This window comes from Streptomyces sp. NPDC048434, from assembly GCF_043200375.1.
Taxonomy (GTDB): Bacteria; Actinomycetota; Actinomycetes; order Streptomycetales; family Streptomycetaceae; genus Streptomyces.
Map to the genome: position 1 here is coordinate 186,072 of NZ_JBICXQ010000008.1, position 16,094 is coordinate 202,165.

The 16,094-nt window shown below is 69.2% G+C and carries 14 protein-coding genes and 3 pseudogenes; 9 read left to right on the forward strand and 8 right to left on the reverse strand.

Annotated features, from left to right (window positions below):
* Positions 1 to 16: 16 nt before the first annotated feature.
* The gene (locus ACGFWI_RS12270) at positions 17 to 1,171 is read left to right on the forward strand and encodes a substrate-binding domain-containing protein (RefSeq protein WP_393905880.1); all 1,155 of its coding nucleotides are present in this window, start codon (positions 17 to 19) and stop codon (positions 1,169 to 1,171) included.
* Between the two features lies 1 nt (position 1,172).
* Positions 1,173 to 1,547 (forward strand): annotated as a pseudogene (locus tag ACGFWI_RS12275) (transposase); the annotation flags it as partial.
* A 104-nt stretch (positions 1,548 to 1,651) separates the two neighbouring features.
* Here ACGFWI_RS12275 and ACGFWI_RS12280 read toward each other — a convergent pair.
* Together ACGFWI_RS12280 and ACGFWI_RS12285 are read right to left on the reverse strand one after the other, a co-directional pair.
* Positions 1,652 to 2,230 carry a dihydrofolate reductase family protein gene (locus ACGFWI_RS12280; RefSeq protein ID WP_393905881.1) on the reverse strand — a complete coding sequence of 193 codons (579 nt, stop codon included), beginning with the start codon at positions 2,228 to 2,230 and terminating at the stop codon, positions 1,652 to 1,654.
* 382 nt (positions 2,231 to 2,612) lie between these two features.
* Positions 2,613 to 2,832, reverse strand: a pseudogene (locus ACGFWI_RS12285) (IS110 family transposase); the annotation flags it as partial.
* Positions 2,833 to 2,896: 64 nt separating this feature from the next.
* Between ACGFWI_RS12285 and ACGFWI_RS12290 the strand changes: the two are divergent.
* Positions 2,897 to 3,994 carry a PP2C family protein-serine/threonine phosphatase gene (locus ACGFWI_RS12290; protein ID WP_393905882.1) on the forward strand — a complete coding sequence of 366 codons (1,098 nt, stop codon included), beginning with the start codon at positions 2,897 to 2,899 and terminating at the stop codon, positions 3,992 to 3,994.
* 386 nt (positions 3,995 to 4,380) lie between these two features.
* On the opposite strand, the gene ACGFWI_RS12295 is transcribed toward ACGFWI_RS12290, so the two are convergent.
* Positions 4,381 to 4,863 carry a hypothetical protein gene (locus ACGFWI_RS12295; protein WP_393905883.1) on the reverse strand — a complete coding sequence of 161 codons (483 nt, stop codon included), beginning with the start codon at positions 4,861 to 4,863 and terminating at the stop codon, positions 4,381 to 4,383.
* A 392-nt stretch (positions 4,864 to 5,255) separates the two neighbouring features.
* Between ACGFWI_RS12295 and ACGFWI_RS12300 the strand changes: the two genes are divergently transcribed.
* Both ACGFWI_RS12300 and ACGFWI_RS12305 read left to right on the forward strand, forming a co-directional pair.
* Positions 5,256 to 5,549, forward strand: a complete 294-nt coding sequence (locus tag ACGFWI_RS12300; RefSeq protein WP_393905884.1) for a hypothetical protein — start codon at positions 5,256 to 5,258, stop codon at positions 5,547 to 5,549.
* Between the two features lie 9 nt (positions 5,550 to 5,558).
* Positions 5,559 to 5,834, forward strand: coding sequence for a hypothetical protein (locus tag ACGFWI_RS12305; RefSeq protein WP_393905885.1), 276 nt, complete (start codon positions 5,559 to 5,561; stop codon positions 5,832 to 5,834).
* 163 nt (positions 5,835 to 5,997) lie between these two features.
* Here the strand turns inward: ACGFWI_RS12305 and ACGFWI_RS12310 are convergent, their stop codons facing one another.
* Positions 5,998 to 6,747, reverse strand: coding sequence for a TioE family transcriptional regulator (locus tag ACGFWI_RS12310; RefSeq protein ID WP_393905886.1), 750 nt, complete (start codon positions 6,745 to 6,747; stop codon positions 5,998 to 6,000).
* A gap of 58 nt (positions 6,748 to 6,805) precedes the next feature.
* On the opposite strand from ACGFWI_RS12310, the gene ACGFWI_RS12315 reads away from it, so the two are divergent.
* Positions 6,806 to 8,008, forward strand: a complete 1,203-nt coding sequence (locus ACGFWI_RS12315) for an erythromycin esterase family protein (RefSeq protein WP_393905887.1) — start codon at positions 6,806 to 6,808, stop codon at positions 8,006 to 8,008.
* A gap of 309 nt (positions 8,009 to 8,317) precedes the next feature.
* Here ACGFWI_RS12315 and ACGFWI_RS12320 read toward each other — a convergent pair whose 3' ends face one another.
* The gene (locus tag ACGFWI_RS12320) at positions 8,318 to 8,488 is read right to left on the reverse strand and encodes a hypothetical protein (protein WP_393905888.1); all 171 of its coding nucleotides are present in this window, start codon (positions 8,486 to 8,488) and stop codon (positions 8,318 to 8,320) included.
* Between the two features lie 1,095 nt (positions 8,489 to 9,583).
* A complete protein-coding gene (locus ACGFWI_RS12325; RefSeq protein WP_393905889.1) occupies positions 9,584 to 11,047 on the reverse strand; it encodes an MFS transporter in 1,464 nt (487 codons plus the stop codon).
* 85 nt (positions 11,048 to 11,132) lie between these two features.
* On the opposite strand from ACGFWI_RS12325, the gene ACGFWI_RS12330 reads away from it, so the two are divergent.
* Entirely contained in the window at positions 11,133 to 11,519 is a 387-nt protein-coding gene (locus ACGFWI_RS12330; protein ID WP_393905890.1) for a MarR family winged helix-turn-helix transcriptional regulator, read from the forward strand.
* Between the two features lie 390 nt (positions 11,520 to 11,909).
* Here the strand turns inward: ACGFWI_RS12330 and ACGFWI_RS12335 are convergent.
* Together ACGFWI_RS12335 and ACGFWI_RS12340 are read right to left on the reverse strand one after the other, a co-directional pair.
* Positions 11,910 to 12,287 (reverse strand): annotated as a pseudogene (locus ACGFWI_RS12335) (TetR/AcrR family transcriptional regulator); the annotation flags it as partial.
* Between the two features lie 679 nt (positions 12,288 to 12,966).
* The gene (locus tag ACGFWI_RS12340) at positions 12,967 to 13,722 is read right to left on the reverse strand and encodes a DUF2306 domain-containing protein (protein WP_393905891.1); all 756 of its coding nucleotides are present in this window, start codon (positions 13,720 to 13,722) and stop codon (positions 12,967 to 12,969) included.
* Between the two features lie 203 nt (positions 13,723 to 13,925).
* On the opposite strand from ACGFWI_RS12340, the gene ACGFWI_RS12345 reads away from it, so the two are divergent.
* Positions 13,926 to 15,296: a sensor histidine kinase gene (locus ACGFWI_RS12345; RefSeq protein WP_393905892.1), complete on the forward strand. Its 1,371-nt coding sequence runs from the start codon at positions 13,926 to 13,928 to the stop codon at positions 15,294 to 15,296.
* Positions 15,248 to 15,907, forward strand: coding sequence for a LuxR C-terminal-related transcriptional regulator (locus ACGFWI_RS12350; protein WP_393905893.1), 660 nt, complete (start codon positions 15,248 to 15,250; stop codon positions 15,905 to 15,907). Before ACGFWI_RS12345 ends, ACGFWI_RS12350 begins: the two co-directional genes overlap by 49 nt.
* Positions 15,908 to 16,094: the final 187 nt, after the last annotated feature.

Genomic DNA, 16,094 nt, shown 5'->3' on the forward strand with positions numbered 1-16,094 from the left:
TCCGCAAGGAGCGCCCGTGCATCCGCACCGCAAGACCGCCCTCGGCAGCGCAGTCGTCCTGGCCGCGGTGGCGGCCACCGTCCTCGCCGGCTGCGAGCGCGGCACATCGACCGGCGCCGGGCCCTCCTCGCCAGGGCCGGCCAAGACCGGCTGCCCCGCCGTCCTGGTCACGGCTCAGGCGGCCGTGGAACGGGCCGAAAAGCCCCACACCACTTGGGACGGCCCCACCACCGGCCCCAAGGCGGTCTCCGGCAAACGAATCGTCTATGTCGCGCAGACCATGACCAATCCCGGCGTCGCAGGCGCCGCCAAGGGCGTGCAGGAAGCCGCGCAAACCATCGGCTGGCACGTCCGGGTGATCGACGGTCAGGGCACCCCCGCCGGAATCCAGGCGGCCTTCAGCCAGGCCATCGCCCTCCGCCCCTCGGGCCTGGTCATCGGCGGTTTCGACCCCCACCTGACGTCACAGCAGGTCGCCAAGGCCAACGCCGAACACATCCCGCTCATCGGCTGGCACGCGGTCGACTCCCCCGGCCCGAGCAAGGACCCCGCACTCTTCAGCAACATCACCACCAGGGTCCAGGATGTCGCGAAGATCAGCGCGGACTGGATCATCACGCACTCCCACGGTCACGCGGGAGTCGTCGTCTTCACCGATGCCTCGATCCCGTTCGCCAGAAACAAGTCCGAACTGATCAAGAAACAACTCGCCACCTGCGCCGGTGTGAAGCTGCTGGCGGAGGAGAACATCCCGATCTCGGACACCAGCAGCCGCACCCCCCAGGAAGTCTCCTCGCTCCTCTCCCGCTTCCCGGACACCTGGACCCACTCCGTAGCCATCAACGACGTCTACTTCGCCGACGCCGCCCCCGCCCTGCGCGCGGCACGCAAGAAGGGCGGCGGCACCCCCTACAACATCGGCGCGGGCGACGGCGACCCCTCCGCCTTCCAACGCATCAACAACAAACAGTTCCAGGCAGCCACCATCCCCGAGCCCTTCTCCCAACAGGGCTGGCAAATCCTCGACGAATTCAACCGCGCCTTCTCCCGCAGACCCGCCAGCGGCTACGTCGCCCCCGTACACATCTCCACCGCCGCCAACAGCCGCGGAGCCACGACATGGAACCCACCCGGCTACCGCGCTGCGTACCGGAAAATCTGGGACAGGTGACGACGGGCACCGTGAATCCACCAAGTCGTAGGCCGGCCTGCTCCGTTCAGGCAAGTGCCGAAGGATGCGCGCCCGGGTGCTCGCGGTCAGCGACGGCGCCCTGGAATGTGGGGCCGCACTGCGCGAGGCGTTCCCCGAGACCCGCGAGCAGCGGTGCCGGTTCCACAAGATCGTCAACGTGCTCAACGGCAGGTCACCAACGGACCCGGCTCCCGCACCGCAGGCATCGCCATGGCCTTCAAGCTCATTGAGTCAGCACAAGCCCGCTGGCACGCGGTCAACGCACCATCACCTGGTCGCCCTGGTCCGCGCTGGCGCGAGGTTCGAGAACGGCCAGCTGGTCGAACGACCCGACGATCAGGAGGCGATCAGCCCCAAGCCGCGTGACCATGGCGGCCATGAGACCGGTCGGCACGTCGGTCAGCGGGAACTTCCGGTCAAGTTCGGCTGCTTGACCGGGTGTGGGGTGCATGGATGGACTCAGACATGCAGGGTGGGCCGGTAGATGAGCTCTTGGATGTGGCCGTCGAGCGTCCGGCGCTCGATCAGCTCAAGGTCGAAGTCGGCCGCACCCTGGAAGATCGGGTCCAGCCCGGTCTGACCTGTGATCACAGGGAAGAGCGTCACCTGGACGCGGTCGACCAGACCGGCGGCCATCAACGCCCGGTTCATCGACAGGCTGCCGTGCGAGCGCAACGGCACCTCGGACTCCTCTTTGAGCCGAGCGACGACGTCGACGGCGTCGCCGCTCACGACGTTCGCATCCGGCCAGTCCAGGGACCCTTCCAGTGTGGTCGACACCACCGTCGCCGGCAGGCTCCTCATGCGTGTCACCCATGGGTCACGCACCTCGGACTCCTCGGTACTGGAGGCCAGCATCCGCGCGAACGCCCGATAGGTGTTGGCCCCGAAGACCATCCGCTGCTCCTCGCGGTACAGGGCGAGGCGGTGGTCGAGGAGCTCGGGGCCTTGCTTGCCCCAGTAGCCGGTCCAGTGGTCACTGGCGGCGCCGAACCCGTCGAGGCTGGAAAAGACGTCGAACGTGTAGGTAGCGGTCATGATGCTCTCCTCGAATGCGGTTGATCGCGTGTTGGGGATACAGACTGACGACCACGGCGAGACTCATCGCCCTTGAACTCCTGGAGGTCGGCCGCCGCAGTGCGGCGAGATACCTCCCCTTGCTCGACCTCGGCCATTTGGCGCACGCGGTCCAGCTCCAGTCCCAGCCGCAGGTACGTCGCTATCGCCTGCAGGCTCGGCAGCCCAGAAGGCCATTCGCTCACACATTCGATTACAGGCACTCTTTCGGCCGCCATCCGCAAGACCCAAGCCGAGCGCCCTGCACCACCGGACCTTGATCATTGCCACCGGACCTTGATCGTCGCCACCGGACCTTGACGATCATTGGGTTTGCGCCATCGATTCCCAATGGCGCCTGTCGAGCTGCGAGAGCGGTGGGAGGCGTGAGCTCGTAGCACCGGCCGTCGCGCAACAGGGCCCAGCGGGCGTTGACACGGCAGCGGGCGAGCGCGAGGACGGCCCGGGTATGGCGCTTACCCTCGACACGCTTGCGCTCGCTGGGGGCGTCGCAGGTTTCCGCCGACCTTGCCGGAGCCGCACGCAACAGGTGCGACACCACCAAAGCCGGCGAGCCGGTCCGGGACGGGCGGCCGACTCTGATCCGCCAGAGCGCTATGTTCCCTTTGCGTAGATATTCTGTGAAGTGTGATCGAGTCTGGACGGCCGCGGCTCCGTCGTCGCCACGGCCGGGGGAGCCTTGTGCGGCTGTCGCCGGTCATCCTGACCGTCGTCATCGCCGGCCTGGCATATGCCACTCCCCCGGAAATGGCCTTCAGCCGCCTCCTGCCCGCGGCGCCGGCCCTCGCCGCCGCCATGTGGCCGGTGCTCCCCACCGTGCTGCTGGGGACGGTCTGCCTCTTTCTGATGATCGGCCTCAGCATCGTGTTCCCCGGTCTGGGGACGTGGTGGACGGCTGCGGGGATCATCGCGGTCACCGTGGCGGCCGCGTACGGAAGTCATGTCCGCCTCCAGCGGGAGCGGACCCTCTTTCATGTGCGGCTCGTCGCCGACGCGGCGCAGCAGGTGGTGCTGAGTCCGATGCCGCGCCGCTTCGGGAGCGTCGAGATCGAGTCGCTGTACCTCGCGGCCGCGGCGGAGGCCCGTATCGGCGGGGACTTCTACGAGGTGGTCGACACGCGATACGGGGTCAGGTTGCTCATCGGTGATGTGCGGGGCAAGGGCCTGCCGGCAGTAGGGGCGGCCGCGGCGATCGTCAACTCCTTCCGGGAGGCGGCCTACGACGAGGCCGACATGGTCAGCATCGCGCGCCGGCTGGACGCCAGCAGCACCCGTTACAACGCCGCCTTTCCCCCCGAGGGGACGATGGAGCGCTTCGCCACCGCCCTACTTGTCGAGATCCCGCACGGGGGCAGACGTATCGAGATCCTCAACTGCGGACACCCCCCGCCGCTGCTCCTGAACCGCGGGGAACTCCGTGCCCTCGAGCCCACCACCCCCTCGCCGCTGCTCAACCTCGCGGAGCTGATCGGCGATCACTACACCATCGACACCTTCGGCTTCGCCCCCGGCGACCTGCTGCTTCTCTACACCGACGGGGTCGCCGAGGCCCGCGCCCGCGACGGCGGGTTCTTCCCGCTGGCCGCCTGGATGCGCCAACAACCCCTGACGCCGCCCCACGAGTTGCTCACGGCTCTTCACCGCGACCTCCTCCGCTACAGCAGGGGACGCCTGGACGACGACATCGCCGCCCTCGCAGTGCGCCTGTGTGAACCCTCGGAGTGACCCCGGCCCAGATCGCGGCCTGTGATGCCTCCATGCGGTGTGCTGCCGGCCCCTTCCACGAACGACCGAGGCCGTCGGGGGGGGCGGGCCGGCACGGCCGAGGGGTATCGCGACGCGTGGCGGGAATTGGATGCCGCACTCGCCGCACGACCGGAGCGGTTCATCGGCTTCCTGCCCGCCCCTCAATCAGCACTCCGAAGGCGGCCGAGCGGGCCCGCCCAGCTGGGTTCGGCCGGGCAGGCCGACGTCGCGTGACGCTATCGGTTGCTGAGGCATGACCTGCGCGGACTGGATGCCGTGGCCGAGCAGATCGGGCGAGACGGCCGTGGCGAGCAGGGCCTTACCGGCGCGCTCCAGCACCAGGACAACAATCGACGGGCCGACAGTCAGGCGGGTAAAGGTCTCGGAGGCCAGCCGGCCAGCTCGTCCGGTGTGACGCCGGTGACCTTCTGGACAATGAGCCGCCCCGTCGCGGCCGAGGCTTCGGCGAGCTGGGCGGCCTGGGAGCGCAGTTCCGCTGCCCGCAGGCCGACGGCTTCGAAACGCAGTTCGGCACCAATCGCCTGGGCCACTTCACTCCGACCGGCCTGCTTCTGCCGGCCCTGCCGGCCCTGCCGACTACGCCCGACTCCCGCGTCATCACCGTCTCCAGCGGCGCCCACGCCCTCGCGAACGTCGACCTCGACGACCTCGACGACCTCGACGACCTCGACGACCTCGACGACCTCGACGACCCAACTATGAGCACCGCGCGTACCGCCGCCGGCTCGCCCGTGCGGCGGACAAAACCGGCCAACCTCCTCTTCGCCTACGCACTCGCGGCCCGCCTGGCCCGCGCCAGCTCCTCCGTAGCGGCCGCCGCCGCGCACCCGGCTAGGCCGCCACCAGTCTCCAGACCGCCGCTGCCCGTATGGAACACCGCATCGGCGCCGAACGCTTCCTGCAACTCGGCAACCGCCTCTTCGCCCAGCCCACCGGATCCGGCGCCCTCCCCACCCTCTGCGCCGCCACCGATCCCCACATGAAATCGGACGCGTTCATCGGCCCCGCAACGGCCTCCGCGGCGCCGCCGCCTCGTCATTCCGCGGCCCCTGGACCCGAAACAACGGGACCTGGCAAATCTGTGGACACTTTCCGGACAACCGACGAACACATCCCATGATTCTTCGTAGCAGACTTATTCGGGAGCTTAAGGGCGTCCGAATCCGCACTGTCCAACCCCTCGCGATCTTGACGGGAAACAGCAAGGACCGATAGCTAGTTGGGCGAGAAGAAGGAAACCCGAGAATCACGGGAGGCCTTACCCATGGCTGGTCCTTTCCGCCTCGCCCCGCAGGAAGTGCAGGGACACATTCCCACCTGGGGCTTCGGCAGGCAGACCAAGGTGATCGTCGACTGCAAGGCCGATGGAAACTTCGAGATGACGGCCGGCGGGTCCGCGACCGAGGTCAACGCGCTCAGGTTGGGACGAAATGAGTTCGAACGCGCCTTCGGTGGCGTCGAATTAGCCGTCAAAAACCTGACCCTTGAGGACATCACCGTGACGACGGAATAGGCGCGCGCCATGCCCTGGACGTTCGACAAGAGCCGGTTGGAAGTCGTCGGCCAGCTCACCAATTCCGAGCAAGAGACGTTCGATGTATTCCAAAACGCAATCCAGAGCGAGGGACTTCACCCCGCCCAGGCAGCCGCGCGGGCCGGGGACACGAACTACAAGAGGTTGCTGGGCGATCAGTTCCAGATCCGCCTGAGCCAGAGCTCACGCGCCACATTCCTGGTCCTGGACGACGGAGGAGGCAACGGAAGGGTCGAGATGCTCCAACTCGCCGGGCATACGTAACAGGTCTCGAGAGCCAAGACGAGCCCTCGCCCCTGCCCCGAGTCGGGCAGGGGCCCACTCGCACTCCCCGTCAGGGGACGAGGCCAAGGGCCGGACGGTACCGATAACTGATCGTAAAGAGCCGGCTGAGGCGATGAAGTCTCTTCGGCCGGCGACCGACGTCTCATCCGCGCTCGCGGAGGTACGCCTCCAGTTCTGCGGCCCCGTTCAGCATCGCCCGCCCGCGGGCGGACAGCCGACCGTGCCAGTCGCACAGTGCGGCCTCCAGCGGCTCAAGACCGCCGGCCGCCCGCACCTGGGCGATCAGCGGGGCGATCTGCTCCAGCAGATAGCCGCCCCGCCTGAGCTGGTGGGCCAGCCGGGCGTCCCGTACGTCGGCCTCGTCGTAGACGCGGTACCCGGTCCGCGGGTCGCGGCGCGGGCGCACCAGCTCGGCGCGCTCCCATTTGCGCAGCGTCGCGGGCCGGATTCCGAGCTTGCCCGCCAGCGGCCCGATGAACGTGCCGCCGAGCCCGGACACCGCGGCCGGCTCGGACCCCACACCGGGCTCGGGCGCCGCGGTGGGCTCCAGGTCGCGGATGGCGCTCTCCACGGCCTGGAGGGTCCGCCGGTCGTCGAGGAGCTGGGCGTGGCTCTCGTCGATCAGGCGGAACGCCTCATCGACCGCACCTCGGTTCACGGCCCGCATGATCGACGTCGCCGCCTGGTGGCCGTGGCCGGGCACCAGGGCAAGAAACGCGCGCAGGGCCCCCGCGTGCAGCGAGGTATAGGTGCGGTAGCCGTGGGGTGTGCGACCGGCGGCCGGAAGGATGCCGGCCTCCTCGTAGTTTCTGATCGCCTGCGTGGACAGACCGTGCCCGCGCGCCAGATCAACCGGCCTGAGCCGATCACCGCTTTGAAGGTTTCTCCCCATGGAGCTGACAATATCGCGGGAAAGTTTCAACCGAAGGTTCAACGATAGCGTTGAAGGCATGGCTACTGACATCAAGGACACCGCCCATGCCGTCGAGGCCGCCGCCGTCATGAGGCTGCTCCCGGCCCGGCCCCGGCTGCTCGCCCTGGGCGAGCCCACCCACGGCGAGGACGCTCTGCTCGACCTGCGCAACGAGCTCTTCCGGCAGCTTGTCGAGCAGGAGGGCTACCGGACGATCGCGATCGAGAGCGACTGCATCATGGGCCTGATCGTCGACGACTACGTCACCTCGGGCACGGGCACCCTCGACGAAGTCATGGAGCAGGGAATCAGCCACGGCTGGGGCACCTCCGCAGCCAACCGCGAGCTCGTGCGCTGGATGCGCGCCTACAACGACGGCCGGCCCGCGTCCGAGCGGCTCCGCTTCGCCGGGTTCGACGGCCCGCTGGAGATCACCCACGCCGCGAGCCCCCGGCAGGCCCTCACCGCACTCCACGCCTACCTCGCGGCCCGGGTGGACGCGGACCTGCTCCCCTGCACCGCGGACACACTCGACCGCCTGCTCGGCGCCGACGACCGGTGGACCAATCCCGCAGCGATGATGGACCCGTCCCAGTCCGTGGGGCAGTCGGCCGAGGCCGGCCAACTGCGGCTGCTCGCCGACGATCTGGTGGCACTGCTCGACCAGCAGACGCCGCACCTGCTCGTGACGACCTCGCCGGACGACTGGGACCGCGTGCGCCTGTACGGGCGCACCGCGACCGGCCTGCTGCGCTACCACCACTGGATGGCCGACACCTCACCGGCCCGCATGACGCGGCTGTGCGCACTGCGGGATCTGATGATGGCCCACAACCTCCTTGCCGTCGCCGCTCGGGGCCCGTCACTCGTCCACGCCCACAACTCCCATCTCCAGCGGGAGAAGAGCACGATGCAAACGTGGGAGGGGCCAGTGGAGTGGTGGAGCGCCGGTGCACTCGTGAGCGCCCAGCTCGGCGAGGAGTACGCCTTCGTGGCCACGGCCCTCGGCACGATCCGGCACCAGGGAGTGGACACGCCGGCGGCCGACACCGTCGAAGGACTCCTGTACGCGCTCCCGGAGGACCGCTGCGTCATCGACGCCCCGCGGCTGGCCACCACCCTCGGCGACACACGGCCCGCGCCCCGCGTATCCCCCTGGTTCGGCTACGCCCCGCTTGACCCGGCCCACCTGGCGGACAGCGACGGCGTGGTGTTCGTGAAGGACGTCCCGCAGAGTTAGCCCCGCCATCAGCAGCCCGGCCTGCCGGGGCGCCTCGGATGCGCGGGGGGCGTACCAGGGGTTGAGGAACATCGACGTCGGGTGTGGTGCAGTCGGTGCGGTGCGGTGCCGTCCGGGGCCGGGGTGTCCGTCATCATGCGCGTCAGGGCAGCCCGGACGGATCGGTGCCCGCAGATGTCTCCGTCAGGCTCACCCTGACAGATCCTCGGACGGCGAGTACTTTTCGCGCAGGCGGAGGCGAGCCGGGGGCACCGTGCCTATCGGTCCTGCGACGTGCATGCTCCCCGCGCGGCTCCGCGCCCAAAATCGTCAGTATTCGACGCGGGAGGTGGCAGGCACGTCGAGATCGTCCTCCAGGTCGGCTTCGAGGAAGCTGTTCCCGTAGACCGGCTCGATGAAGACGTTGCTGTAGTCGGGCTTCGCAGGACGAGGGAGGTTGGCAGCGAGCCTGTTGTGCGGCTGCGATGTTGAGGGGTGCATGAGATTCCTTGGTGTTCGAAGGGCGTAGACGGTGGTCGGGCTGCGATGGGTCGTACGGGCTGGCCGGAGTCGACAACCTTCTGGATGCGGCGCGAGCGGGCCATAACGTCGGGGGCCGATGCCGCGGCCCAGATGTGGGCGAGGTTCAGCTCCGCCGACGTAGCCGTTAAGACGGTGCTGTTGGGCCCGTCCGATGTGGTGTCGTACCGGGTGTCAGTGTCGGCGAGGGGCTGTGAATCGCTCCAGACCCGCGATTCGATGATCATGACACGTGGATCGGGCTCAGCGGAAGTTGTCGGGTGACGCGTGGGGTGAGCCGCCCTTCGTTTGTATTGGCGGACCGCAGGCCCTGCGCCCTCGGCGTGAGCGGAGGTGAGCCGGCCTTCGCCGGGGGCTGAGTGCGCGTGCTGGGATGCTCGCCGCCCCCGGGGGTAGCTCTTTCCCCTGTTGGTCGGCCGCTCTGCTGCCCTCATGCGTAGGGTAAAGGCACGCCTCAAGCATCTGCAACGAGGAAAACGTTCCCATCTACGCGCTTCGTCGGGCTCGGTGAAAGTGCTTCAAAACAGCGTTCTACCGATCTGAAGACATTTCCACCTCGCCCGGGCGGCCGGCTCGCCGGGCCACTCGCGTCTAAGCGTCATCGCGGCTCGTAGACATCTTCTCAGATGTCCCGGGTGCATGGGTGGTCGGCGACTGTGCCCCAGCCGAAGGACGCCGAGTCTATGTCGTCCTCCGCAAAGGAGGCAGCATCAGCTGACCGCGGCGGCCGCACGGCTGGATTCGCACACACCGGATGGGGCGGGCCGACTGCCGTGCTCCGGGCACAGCCCGGCTGCCGTCCGCGGCACCCGCCGCACGTGCTCCCGCTCAGGACGCCGGTCGGCGACCATTACCTCGCACACGGAGCAGCGCTCCCCGTTCGACCAACGCGCTCCGGACTCGCAGTCCAGGTGTCCACAGCCCTGGCGCGGCCGCGCCGGGGCTGTGTCCGATCAATTCGGCGGGCTGCCAGTGAGTCACGCGAATGCGTACCCAGCACGGCACATCCCGGTTCTGGCTGGTGTCTCACCCCGGGATGTCCCATGACAGGGCCGGTTAGTCGACGAGGGCGAGCTCCGGCTCGTCCGCCGGCTCGACCGCCAACTTGTCGATCTTGCGCCGTCCGAGCACTCCTGACAGTCCGATGAGCAGGCCGATGGCCGAGAGGATGGTGATCGTGAGCAGTGCCGGGGTGAAGCCGGCGAGCAGGGCATCGGGGCCGGTCCTGCCTTCGCCTCCGGCGGTGAGGACGGCCGTGACGATGGCGAGTCCGATCGCGCCGCCGACCTGCGTGGAGGTGTTCAACAGGCCGCCGGCCAGGCCCTGCTCATGGTCCGGGATGCCGGCGGTGGCCTGGATGTTGAAGGACGCGAAGGCCAGGGTGAACCCGATGCCGAGCAGGACCATGCTGGGCAGCACACCGACGACGTATGGGGCGTCCCGGTCGATGGCGACGAAGAGTACGTAGGCGAGGAGGTGAGCGATGACGCCGCCCGCGATGGTGCGCGAGGTGCCGAGCCGTGCTATCAGAGGCTCCATCTGCGGCGAACCGAAGGCCACGATCAGCGCGGCCGGAAGGAAGCCGAGCGCGGTCTGGAACGCCGACCATTGCAGCACCGACTGGAAATAGAGCATGGCCACGAACTGGAAGCCGATATAGCCGCCGAAGAATACCGATATGCCCAGGTTGGCCCGTGCCAGTGAGCCCGAGCGGAGGATTCCGAGGCGGACCAGCGGATGCGCACTGCGGCGTTCGATCACGATGAAGGCGAGCAGGAGCACCGCGGCGATCGCGAACTGGATCAGTGTGTTCGGCGCGGCCCAGCCGGACTCCGGCGCCTCCACGACGGTGTAGACGAGCAGCAGCATCGCACCGACCGAGGTGATCGCGCCGGGGATGTCATAGCCGCCGGAGGCGCGGGGGCCGTCCTTGGGGAGCAGGCGGTTGGCCGCGATCCATGCGATCACCGCGATCGGTACCGGCAGGAAGAACGTCCACCGCCAGCCAACCTGGGTCAGCAGGCCGGAGAGCACCAAGCCGGCCGAGTAGCCGCTGGCTCCGAAGACGGAGAAGACGCCCAGCGCCTTGTTGCGCGCCGGGCCTTCGGCGAACGTGGTCGTGACGATCGACAGTGCGGCAGGCGCGGTGAACGCCGCCGCCATGCCCTTGAGTATGCGGGTGGCGATGAGCAGGGCTCCGTCGTCGACCAGACCGCCGAGCACGGAGGCGGCGGCGAACACGGCTACCGCGGTCAGGAACACCCGGCGACGTCCGAGCAGGTCGGCGGCGCGTCCGCCAAGCAGCAGCAGTCCGCCGTAGCTGAGGACATAGCCGCTGACGATCCACTGCAGCGCACTGGTGGACAGGCCCAGGTCTGCCTGGATGGAGGGAAGGGCGACGCCCACCATCGAGACATCGAGCGCGTCGAGGCCGATGACGAGGGAAACCGTGAGCAGCACTCCCCAGAGTTTGGCGTTCCACGTGGATGTGGAGGCGGACAGGGGCGCGGAGGAAGTCATGCCGCGACTCTCACATGCACGCGCATCGAATGCAAGCGCATTTAATCTCTGTGCATCAAATGCTGGCGCATGTTATCTTGGCTTCATGATCGGTGGCTCGGAGCAGGAATTGGTCGACGCGTGGCATGGGCTTCTCGCCCGTCATGCCACCGTGCACAACGCTCTCGAGCACGAGTTGCAGGCACAGCACGGCCTTAGCGTCAGCGAGTTCGAGGCACTCGAGCTCCTCGCCTCCTCCGACCACGGCAAGTGCCGGGGCCAGGACCTCACCCACGCGGTACACCTGAGCCAGAGCGCCGCATCCCGCCTGGTCGCCAGGCTGGAACGAGGCGGCCTCGTCGAACGAGCCATGTGTGACCTCGACCGCCGCGGCATCTTCGTCGTCCTCACCGACGACGGCCACAAGCGCTTCAGCGACGCGAAACCGACCCACCGCTCCGTACTTGCGCGGACACTCCGCGAAGACAACTGACCAGCCCCCGCAGCAAGTCGATGCCGGGTTAGCGGCCGTTCCTGCGCAGCCGGGAGTGCGCCGACGAGCTCTGTCGGACCCAATGAGACTGACGAGACGTGACGTACGACGGTGACGCTCACCCCGTGCCGTTAGGAGGAGCGCCGTTCTCGTTCGGGGGCTCCGGCCTCGGCGGGTGCTCCGACCTCGGCGGGGGTTCCGGGCCTCGGCGGGGGCTCTGACTCCGCCACCGTTCCGTCATGGGCGAGCCGTTCGCCCAGGGCGAGGACCATCCGGCGTGTGGCATCTGCCCCTCGAAACGGCAGCCGCGCGAGGCGTTCGTCGTGTACGACCGGCCATCCGGGGAGTGCCCGTTCGACCCGGTTTTGCCGACACTCCCGAGCCGGTCGGCTAGCTCGGGCAGATTGCGGCCTCAATGTGGGCGAGTTGGGCGGCGAGGATCTCTTCGAACGCAGCGCGGCGGTCCTCCCCGAGGGGGCGGACGTCGCGGGCGAAGTGGGCCAGGGCCGGGAAGCGTTCGGGGTCGGCGCCGAGTACCGCGACGTGAAACAGCTCCATGCCCTGTTCGTACTCTCCGGGGGTGACGGTGCTGACCCCGGCCTCGGAGGCGATCAACGCGGCGATGAGGACCGCGATCCGGTGGTAGCGCGCCGGGATCTCCTCGTCGGGCAGTCCCGACGCGCGCAGAGCCTGCAGCACCTCTTCCATGACCAGCCGTGAACCGGTGCCGCCTGACGCGTAGCGTCCCCAGACCGCGGCGAGTTGGGGCTATTACGACATGTCATGGGTGGGGCCGTCGGCCTCGCTGATATCAACCGTCATCGACGACGCGCTTGCGGCTCTCTACCGCGTGGCGATGTACGGCTGACCGGGCCGGAGAGAGTCGCTTTCACCAAGCCGGCAAGTATGCCGAGACGGGAGAGCCGAGATGGCAGCAGGAAGGAACGCAGCACGTTCGCAGCCTCTTCCAGGGCGTCGGTCGCGCTCTGAGCGACGAGACCCGTTCCCTGCGCCAACTCGCAGCCGCCCATGAGACCCCGAACGGAAACAACGAACGCATCCGCACCACCTGGTTCGACCCGGCCAACTCCGAGGCCCTGTCCGGTGTACTTGACGCGCTCCTCGCCGACCTCACATAGCCACGTCGGCAGAGACGGGCGCCCCGCCTTGTGCGGCAGCCGCAAAGAGCTTCCGCACAACCGCGGCGGACGACCCTGTGGATCGCCCGGCGCAGGCCCGATGCGGCCCCCTGGGCCCGCTGCGCCGCCTCGTTCCTCCGAGAGCCGGTGAGGTCCTGGAAGTCGTGGAAGTCCGTCATCGGCTCTCCGGGAGCGCTCGGGCGGCGGTGTCTGCCCGGGGCGGGGCGCCGCCCCCGCCCTGCGCGCGGCACGCAAGAAATCGCGTTCTGCCGGCGGCGACTTCCCAGCGGCACGGGCCCCGGACCCGGTCAGCGGTGGGAGTCGACGGGGGCGGCGCCGGCTGCCTTGCCGGAGCGGTGCGGCGGGACACCGTAGCGGCGCTGGATGTAGAGCTCGGCGAGGAGCAGATTGACGGCCAGCCCCAGCCAGGCGCTGCCGCTGGCGATGTCATGGGATACCGCGATCTGGTCGCTGTTGTAGGCGGCCGAGGAGCTCTGCGGCACGGTGAGCAGGACCATGACCGGGATCCAGAAGCGCGACGCGATGGCTCCGAAAGTCAGTGAGAAATTGCGGATCATCCAGCGGCGGTGGTCGGCGTAGCGGCGCCGGCGTACCGCTCGATACCCGGCGATGCCGGTGGCGAGCCACAGCACGTCGAGCAGTCCCAGGGCTGCCTGGTTCGCCGCGCCGAAGGGCGCCATGACCGCGACGGGGATCGCCAGCACGGCTGAGGGGAAGACGCCGGCGAAGAAGTACGCGCGCCCCGCCCATCGGTGGACGGCCGGATGCCGGCCGCGCAGCCAGGGCCAGAACTGCGCCGGGCCGGTGAACGAGGCCACCGTGGCGGTGAAGACGTGGGCAACCAGCAGGTCGTAGTGCAGGGTGCCGCGGGTGGGGATGCGACTGGTGGCGACGTTCGGGGGCACGTACGCGGAGATCAGGTAGACCGCCATCGCGGCGGTGACGACACCGAGCACGGTGATCGGCCAGGGCGGGCGCCTGCGGTGCGGGGTGCCGGACCGCTGCGGGGCACCGGTGGCGTGGGGCGGTGTGGTCACGGTCATGGTCCGGCCTCTGTTCTGATGAGTGTTCGGGTGGCGGGTGGCGGGTGGCGGTGTCCGGGTGTCGCAGTTCGGATGGGCGGTCAGTGCTGGTGATCCGGGATCCTCCTCGTCGGAAGGGCGGGCGGCACGGGTCCTGGCATGTGGGAGGAAGGTGGTGCCAGCACTACCGACGGCCTTCGGGGAGGGCCTGAAATAATGGGTGGGTGGATGATGACCTCCGCTCCTCCCCTCAACTGCCCGCCGCTATGGTGCGAAAGGTTCGCGAGGCCCTGCTGTGGGCCGGCCGCGGACTGGTCGCCGCCGTGGTGTCGTTCGCGGGCGGTGTGGCGCTGCTGATCGCCTTCGTACTCGCCGTGGCCCTTCTGCCGCTCGGCATCGGCGTGTTCCTCGTTCCGCTCGTCGCCGCCGCGGTGCGAGGACTGCTGAACGAGGAACGCAGGCTGGCGGAGACCTGGTTCGGCGTGCGGATCCCGGTGCCGTACCGGCTGCCGTCGCGGACCGCGAAGCCGAACTCCGGTCTCCGGCCGCCGTCCGACGTGCCGCGAGGGTTGGCCGGCTCGTGGCACCGCTGCCGGGCGGTGCTGACCGACGTGGCGACGTGGCGGGACCTGCTGTGGATGGCGCTTGCCCCGGTCGCCCTGTCCCTCGGCATCCTTCCGGCCGCGCTGCTGTGCCACGGGGCGGAGGGCATCGTCCTCGTGCCGGTTCTGACGCCGCTGGTCCATGACTACGGGTACGGCATCGGCTGGTTCGTCGAGGGACCCGCGTGGCTGATGGTGCCGCTCTCGGTGGTCCAGGGCGTGTTGATGATCGCGCTCGGGGTGTCGGGCGGTTCCCACATCCTGCGGCTGCGCGCCCGGTTCGCGTACCGACTGCTGGCGCCCACCGACGCGGCCCTGCTGGCGATACGCGTACGGGACCTGGCCGTGTCCCGGTCGGAGGTCGTCACCGCGGAGGCAGCCGAACTGCGCCGCATCGAACGCGATCTGCACGACGGCGCCCAGGCCCGCCTCGTGGCGCTGGGCATGAACCTCGGCATGGCCGAGGACCTGCTGGCCAGCGACCCCGACACCGCACACCGCCTGCTGGTCGAGGCTCGCGAGGCCGGCAATCAGGCGCTGGCGGAACTACGCGACCTGGTGCGCGGCATCCATCCTCCGGTCCTGGCCGAACGCGGCCTCTGCGACGCGCTCACCGCGCTCGCGTTGGCCCTCCCGATCCCGGTGACCACACACATGGAGCTGACGCACCGGCTGGCGGCGCCCATCGAGACGGCGGCGTACTTCGCCGGTGCCGAGGCGCTCGCCAACGTCGTCAAGCACGCCCATGCCACTTCTGCCTGGCTCCACGTCCGGTACACCGACCGTATGCTCACGCTGGTCGTCGGCGACGACGGCCGAGGCGGAGCGGATCCCGCCGGCGGCAGCGGCCTGCGCGGCGTCGAGCGCCGCTTGCGGGCCCATGACGGAACGCTCGCCGTGACCAGCCCGCCCGGGGGCCCGACCGTGGTGACGATGGGGGTGCCGTGCGCGTTGTCATCGCTGAGGACCTCGCCCTCCTCCGTGACGGACTGACCCGGCTGCTGACCGCGTACGGATTCGACGTCGTCGAGGCCGTCGACGACGGCCCGTCCCTGCGCCGCGCCCTGCTCGAACACCGGCCGGACGTGGCCGTGGTGGACGTGCGGCTGCCGCCGACCTTCAGCGACGAGGGACTGCGGGCCGCGGTCGATGCGCGGGTCCGAGTGCCGGGGCTGCCGGTGGTGATCCTCTCCCAGCACGTCGAGCGGCTCTACGCCAGGGAACTGCTCGCCGACGCGCAGGGCGGCGTCGGGTACCTGCTGAAGAACCGGGTGTCCGACGTGCGGCAGTTCCTGGACGCGGTACGCCGGGTGGCCGCCGGAGGCACCGCGCTCGACGCGGAGGTGGTGGCCCAACTGCTCGCCGGCCGCCACGCGGGAGGGCCGCTGGGCAGACTCACACCCCGCGAACGCGAGGTCCTCGGCCTGATGGCCGAGGGCCGCTCGAACAGCGCCATCGCCGGCGGCCTCTTCATCACCGAGAAGGCCGTCAGCAAACACATCAACAACATCTTCAGCAAGCTGGATCTCCCCCCGTCCGACGACGACCACCGGCGCGTCCGCGCGGTCCTCGCCTACCTCGACGGCACCGGAACCCCGAGCTGACACCCTGGTGGCCGACGTGAGGGAGCGGGCCCGCAGCCATCCTCGGCCGGAGCATCGCCGCCACCAAGGTGCTCGCCGGCCGGGCCCGGGGACGGATCCGGCTCGGCGCGCCCACCGCCGACGCCCACTCGGCGGCCCGCGGCGTCTGTCGTTCCAGATCCTGTCCTGTCCCGTCCCGTCCCGTCCT

Coding starts and splice junctions, on each gene's coding strand:
- ACGFWI_RS12280 (WP_393905881.1), bottom strand. CDS start 2,230: ATGACCGCTACCTACACGTTCGACGTCTTTTCCAGCCTCGACGGGTTC.
- ACGFWI_RS12305 (WP_393905885.1), top strand. CDS start 5,559: ATGCCCTGGACGTTCGACAAGAGCCGGTTGGAAGTCGTCGGCCAGCTC.
- ACGFWI_RS12310 (WP_393905886.1), bottom strand. CDS start 6,747: ATGGGGAGAAACCTTCAAAGCGGTGATCGGCTCAGGCCGGTTGATCTG.
- ACGFWI_RS12315 (WP_393905887.1), top strand. CDS start 6,806: ATGGCTACTGACATCAAGGACACCGCCCATGCCGTCGAGGCCGCCGCC.
- ACGFWI_RS12320 (WP_393905888.1), bottom strand. CDS start 8,488: ATGCACCCCTCAACATCGCAGCCGCACAACAGGCTCGCTGCCAACCTC.
- ACGFWI_RS12325 (WP_393905889.1), bottom strand. CDS start 11,047: ATGACTTCCTCCGCGCCCCTGTCCGCCTCCACATCCACGTGGAACGCC.
- ACGFWI_RS12330 (WP_393905890.1), top strand. CDS start 11,133: ATGATCGGTGGCTCGGAGCAGGAATTGGTCGACGCGTGGCATGGGCTT.
- ACGFWI_RS12340 (WP_393905891.1), bottom strand. CDS start 13,722: ATGACCGTGACCACACCGCCCCACGCCACCGGTGCCCCGCAGCGGTCC.